The 5320-nt window shown below is 55.2% G+C and carries 5 protein-coding genes; 3 read left to right on the plus strand and 2 right to left on the minus strand.

From position 1 onward, the window contains the following. Positions 1-381: 381 nt before the first annotated feature. Both QZ279_RS13135 and QZ279_RS13140 read right to left on the minus strand, forming a co-directional pair. Complete coding sequence (locus tag QZ279_RS13135) at positions 382-1494, minus strand: S-(hydroxymethyl)glutathione dehydrogenase/class III alcohol dehydrogenase (protein WP_293451594.1); 1113 nt, start codon at positions 1492-1494, stop codon at positions 382-384. A 187-nt stretch (positions 1495-1681) separates the two neighbouring features. Then, on the minus strand, positions 1682-2023 hold the full coding sequence (locus QZ279_RS13140; protein ID WP_293451596.1) for a RidA family protein: 342 nt from the start codon (positions 2021-2023) through the stop codon (positions 1682-1684). Between the two features lie 188 nt (positions 2024-2211). Between QZ279_RS13140 and hisD the strand changes: the two genes are divergently transcribed. The 3 genes from hisD to QZ279_RS13155 are packed head-to-tail and all read left to right on the plus strand — an operon-like array spanning position 2212 to position 5259. After that, positions 2212-3519, plus strand: coding sequence for a histidinol dehydrogenase (gene hisD / locus QZ279_RS13145; RefSeq protein ID WP_293451598.1), 1308 nt, complete (start codon positions 2212-2214; stop codon positions 3517-3519). 1 nt (position 3520) lies between these two features. Beyond that, positions 3521-4282 carry an SDR family oxidoreductase gene (locus tag QZ279_RS13150; RefSeq protein ID WP_293451600.1) on the plus strand — a complete coding sequence of 254 codons (762 nt, stop codon included), beginning with the start codon at positions 3521-3523 and terminating at the stop codon, positions 4280-4282. Further along, on the plus strand, positions 4279-5259 hold the full coding sequence (locus tag QZ279_RS13155) for an alcohol dehydrogenase catalytic domain-containing protein (RefSeq protein WP_293451602.1): 981 nt from the start codon (positions 4279-4281) through the stop codon (positions 5257-5259). The genes QZ279_RS13150 and QZ279_RS13155 overlap by 4 nt, the downstream gene beginning before the upstream one ends. The last annotated feature ends 61 nt before the right edge of the window (positions 5260-5320 follow it).

A 5320-nucleotide genomic window follows, 5' to 3' on the forward strand; every position in this document is an offset into this window, starting at 1 on the left:
GGACAAGTCGTCATCTACAAACGAGACGAAGCATCGAATTACTACGTTCGACTAAAAGTCTTGGAGAGTGACGGAAACTATAAGTTTCGAGTTCGGTCATTGAGAACCAAAGATCGATCCCAAGCAGTATCAGAAGCGTTCAAGACTCACGAAGAAATAGCATTCCATTTGAAGAGTGGCGGGAACCTTGACGGTCGAACCTATAGGAAAGTCTTCGATGAATGGAAGCAGACCAAGCTGAACACTTACGACGACAAAGCAAAGGCTGATCGGACCGTTGAATATGCCGGTCTATTGAGGAAGGAGGTTTGCTGTGCCCATTGATTTTGAGCGCTGGCTGTCACACGGACAAAGTCATGTGACAGCCTTTCTTTCCGGTTTTTAGAATTCCACGACTGCGCGGATTGATTCGCCCTCGTGCATCAGATCGAAACCGTGGTTGATCTCGTCCAAGGTCAGTTTGTGGGTGATCATTGGGTCGATCTCGATCTTGCCGTCCATATACCAATCGACGATTTTTGGAACGTCTGTGCGACCGGATGCGCCGCCGAATGCAGTGCCGCGCCAAGAACGGCCCGTGACCAGTTGGAAGGGACGAGTGGAAATCTCTGCACCCGCTGGGGCCACGCCGATGATAATGCTTTCGCCCCAGCCTTTGTGCGCCGCTTCAAGGGCTGTGCGCATGACGCTGACGTTGCCAGTTGCGTCGAACGTATAGTCTGCGCCGCCGCCAGTTAACTCAACCAGATGCGCGACCAGATCGCCGTCTACTTTGGAGGGGTTCACGAAGTCGGTCATGCCAAAATGGCGGCTCATCTTTTCTTTGTCGTCGTTCAGATCAACGCCAACGATCTGATCTGCACCCGCAAGGCGCAGGCCTTGGATGACGTTCAAGCCAATGCCACCGAGACCAAAGACAATCGCGGTCGATCCGATCTCAACTTTGGCTGTGTTGATCACGGCACCGATGCCCGTTGTGACGCCACAACCGATGTAGCAAATCTTATCGAACGGCGCGTCTTTGCGGACTTTCGCCAAAGCAATCTCTGGCACAACGGTGTGGTTCGCGAAGGTTGAGCAACCCATGTAGTGATGGATCGGTGTGCCATCGAGCATGGAAAAACGTGTGGAGCCATCTGGCAAAAGACCAGCGCCTTGGGTCGAGCGGATCTTCTGGCACAGGTTCGTTTTCGGGTTCAAACAGTACTCGCATTCGCGGCACTCTGGTGTGTAGAGCGGGATTACGTGATCACCGACTTCTAGAGATGTCACACCTTCACCAATTTCAAGAACAATGCCTGCACCCTCATGGCCTAGGATCGCGGGGAAGATACCTTCGGGGTCGTCGCCAGAACGGGTGAATTCGTCGGTGTGACACAGGCCAGTCGCTTTGATCTCGATCAGAACCTCGCCAGCGCGCGGGCCGTCTAGGTTCACTTCCATTACTTCAAGCGGTTTTCCGGCGGCAACAGCCACAGCAGCACGAGTTCTCATGGTATTTTCCTTCTTTAGACTAACATTGCGTAAGTGCGGCGTGCGCAGATCGTTCTTATCTATGGCTAACTTGCCCTGAATGCGAAATCTACAAAAGATCACGTTTCGCGGCGAAACCGTTGCGGCGATCTAGGGGTGAGCGCGCTTAACCATTTGTTAATGATGGTTAATTATTTGCTACGTTGATTTAGTCGTACGCTGCGTCTACAATGATTTCTACGAGCAGCTCTGAGCGGGCCAATTTCGCTTCGCCGCACGCGCGTGCAGGGGCGTGGCCTTCTGGAACCCAAGCGTTCCACACTTCGTTCAAGCCTGCGAAGTAGCTCATGTCGGACAGCCAGATCGTGGCGCGCAGCATTTTTTCTCGGGATGATCCTGCTTCGGTTAAAAGCGCGTCTACGCGGCGCAAACATTCTGTCGTTTGCTCTTGGATTGTCGCGCCTTCGGCGACTTGGCCAGACAGATACGCGACGCCATTGTGTTTGACGATTTTGGAGGCGCGGGCGGTGGTTCCGATGCGTTCGATCATTTTAGAGTGTCCTTTGATTTTGCTTTTCCAACTATGTTTACAAGTTATGAGGCGGGTTCAAGTCTTGTCGTGTGCGACAACAGGTCGAGAGGTAAATGTAAGCGCTTGCATTGCAAGTGAACATGAGTACATTGCCCCTAGATTCGCAGCGCGCTGTCGCTTGTTATTTTTTGAATAGGACCCTGCCCATGACCCGTGAGTATTTGAAGAAAGCTACGCTAACCTCTAGCACTGGCGCGTCCGAGGTTCATGAAACGGTGAAGACCATCCTCGATGACATCGAAAAGGGTGGTGACGCGAAGGCGCTGGAATATGCAGCGAAGTTTGATCGCTATGAAGGTAGCGTGTTGCTGACCCAAGACGAGATTGATGCAGCGATTGTGCTGGTTCCTGAAAAGCTGAAAGCAGACATTCGTTTTGCCCACGACAACGTGCGTCGTTTTGCAGAAGTGCAGAAATCCACGCTGACGGATGTCGAGATGGAGATAGAGCCAGGTTTCATCGCGGGTCAAAAGGCGATCCCAGTGGATGCGGCGGGCTGCTATGTCCCGGGTGGTCGTTACAGCCACATCGCATCTGCGATTATGACAGTGACAACAGCGAAAGTTGCGGGCTGTCACAGCATCACGGCCTGTTCCCCGCCGCGCCCCGGTATGGGTGTTGCGCCTGCAATTATCTACGCGGCGCATATCTGTGGGGCTGATAACATTCTGGCCATGGGTGGTGTTCAGGGCGTGGCGGCGATGACCTTTGGTTTGTTCGGTCTGCCCAAAGCCAACATCCTTGTAGGACCGGGCAACCAGTTTGTGGCCGAAGCCAAGCGTATCCTGTTTGGGCGTGTTGGCATCGACATGATCGCGGGGCCAACAGACAGCTTGATTTTGGCGGATAAAACAGCGGACGCACATATCGTTGCGACGGACCTGGTTTCGCAGGCAGAGCATGGATATAATTCACCCGTTTGGTTGGTCACGGATGATCGCGAACTGGCTGAGAGGGTCATGGCGATGGTGCCTGATTTGATCGACGATCTACCAGAGGTGAACCGCGAAAATGCGTTTGCGGCTTGGCGTGATTATGCAGAAGTTATTATCTGCGAAGACCGTGTTGATATGGCCAAGTGTTCAGATGAATACGCGCCAGAGCATTTGACGGTTCAAGCGGAAGATCTGGATTGGTGGCTTGATAACTTGGTCTGCTACGGATCTTTGTTCTTGGGCGAAGAGACCACGGTTTCGTACGGTGACAAAGCGACGGGCACGAACCACGTTCTGCCCACGTCTGGCGCGGCCAGCTACACAGGTGGTTTGTCGGTGCACAAGTACATGAAGATTGTCACATGGCAGCGCACGACACGTGATGGATCCAAGCGGGTTGCGGAAGCGACAGCGCGTATTTCACGCCTTGAGGGGATGGAGGGCCATGCGCGTGCTGCGGATGTGCGTCTTGCGAAATACTTCCCCGGTGAAAACTTTGATCTAAGCGCTGAGGGCTAAGATGTCTGATCCGCGCGATCTATTCGACCTGACAGGGCGCGTTGCGTGCATCACGGGTGCTAGTTCTGGCATCGGTCGGCGCGCGGCCATAACCTTGGCGGCGGCTGGGGCCTATGTGGTGGGTGTTGCCCGTCGTCGGGATGCGCTGGATTCGCTTGCGCGCGAGATTGGTGAGGGTTGTGCGACCGTTGTCGGCGATGTTGCGGATCGTGCTGGCATGGATACGTTGATCTCTGCTATATCAGAGCCCTTCGGCGCGCCCGATATCGTGGTGCATGCGGCGGGCGTGAACACGCGTGAGGCGGCGGATGATGTGACGCCTGAGGGCTGGGATCAAACGCTGGCGCTGAACTTGTCCGCGCCGTTTTTTATATCCCAAGCGATGGTGCCTGCGATGAAGGCCAAGGGTTGGGGGCGGATTGTGAATTTTGCATCCTTGCAGACCACGCGCGCCTTTCCGGGTGGGATTGCGTACGGGGCAAGTAAGGGTGGCGTCGCTCAATTGACGCGTGCCATGGCGGAGGCGTGGTCGGTTGATGGGATCACGGCCAATGCGATTGGACCGGGGTTTTTTCCGACTGAACTGACGGCGGCTGTGTTTGGTAATCCTGAACGTGCAGCGCGCAATGCGGCGCAGACCTGTGCAGGGCGCAATGGCACGATGGAAGATATGGACGGGCCTTTGTTGTTTTTGTGCTCGGACGCGTCCAGCTATGTGACGGGGCAGGTTTTGATGGTCGATGGGGGGTTTACTGCGAAATGAAGGCACTGGTTTATGACGGCGTTAAGACGCTTGGATTTAGGGATGTCCCTGACGCGGTTCCTGCGGCTGGCGAACATCTGATTCGTGTTGAAGCGGTTGGGATTTGCGGCTCTGACATGCACGCATTCTTGGGACATGATGCGCGACGCCCTGCGCCGCTTATCCTTGGGCATGAAGCGGCAGGCGTGATTGTAGGTGGTAACATGGAGGGTCGTCGCGTGACGGTGAACCCGCTGGTGACGTGTATGGCGTGTCCTGCGTGCAAAGCGGGTCGTGAGAACTTGTGCCCGAAACGTCAGATTATTTCGATGATGCCACGCGAGGGTGCGTTCGCGCAGTATATTGCGATGCCTGATAGCAATCTGGTGACGGTGCCTGACAGTGTGCCGCTGGCCAAGGCGGCGCTGGCTGAGCCGTTGGCAGTGAGCTGGCATGCGGTGCGTCTTGCGTTGGAGGCCCTGCATCCAAGCATGGAAAAACATGCGTTGGTGATTGGTGGTGGCGCGATTGGTTTGGCGGCTGCTTTGGCATTGAAAGCGATGGGCGCGGATGACGTGACCATTGCAGAGCCCAACGCGGCACGTCGTGCGTATTTGAGTGACGTTTGTGGACAGAGCACAGTGGCGCAAGCGAGCGGTGAATTTGCCATCGTGATTGACGCAGTTGGCTACGCGGCGACCCGCGCGACGGCATCCGCGAGTGCGCAGGCTGGCGGTGTGATTGCGCATGTTGGCTTGGGTGAGGACGATGGTGGACTGGACGTGCGCCGCATGACCTTGCAAGAGATCACTTTTATCGGGACCTACACGTATACGCCGCAGGATTTTCGCGATACGGCTGCTGCAATCTTTGAGGGTCGTCTTGGCGATCTTGATTGGACAGAGACGCGTGCGCTGGCAGAGGGGCAGGCGGCCTTTGCAGACTTACGGGCAGGCAAAGTTGCCGCGCCCAAGATCATCCTTGATCCATGGAATTAACTGAACAACGAACCGGACTTTAACAAAGGAACCCAGCCCATGAATATCGACAAGAAGATCG

Origin of the sequence: Planktotalea sp., assembly GCF_018607965.1 — a bacterium.
In the GTDB taxonomy this organism is placed as follows: domain Bacteria; phylum Pseudomonadota; class Alphaproteobacteria; order Rhodobacterales; family Rhodobacteraceae; genus Planktotalea.

Bases quoted from the DNA above. Each gene is read 5' to 3' on its own strand.
- QZ279_RS13135 (WP_293451594.1), bottom strand. From the start codon at position 1,494: ATGAGAACTCGTGCTGCTGTGGCTGTTGCCGCCGGAAAACCGCTTGAA.
- QZ279_RS13140 (WP_293451596.1), bottom strand. From the start codon at position 2,023: ATGATCGAACGCATCGGAACCACCGCCCGCGCCTCCAAAATCGTCAAA.
- hisD (WP_293451598.1), top strand. From the start codon at position 2,212: ATGACCCGTGAGTATTTGAAGAAAGCTACGCTAACCTCTAGCACTGGC.
- QZ279_RS13150 (WP_293451600.1), top strand. From the start codon at position 3,521: ATGTCTGATCCGCGCGATCTATTCGACCTGACAGGGCGCGTTGCGTGC.
- QZ279_RS13155 (WP_293451602.1), top strand. From the start codon at position 4,279: ATGAAGGCACTGGTTTATGACGGCGTTAAGACGCTTGGATTTAGGGAT.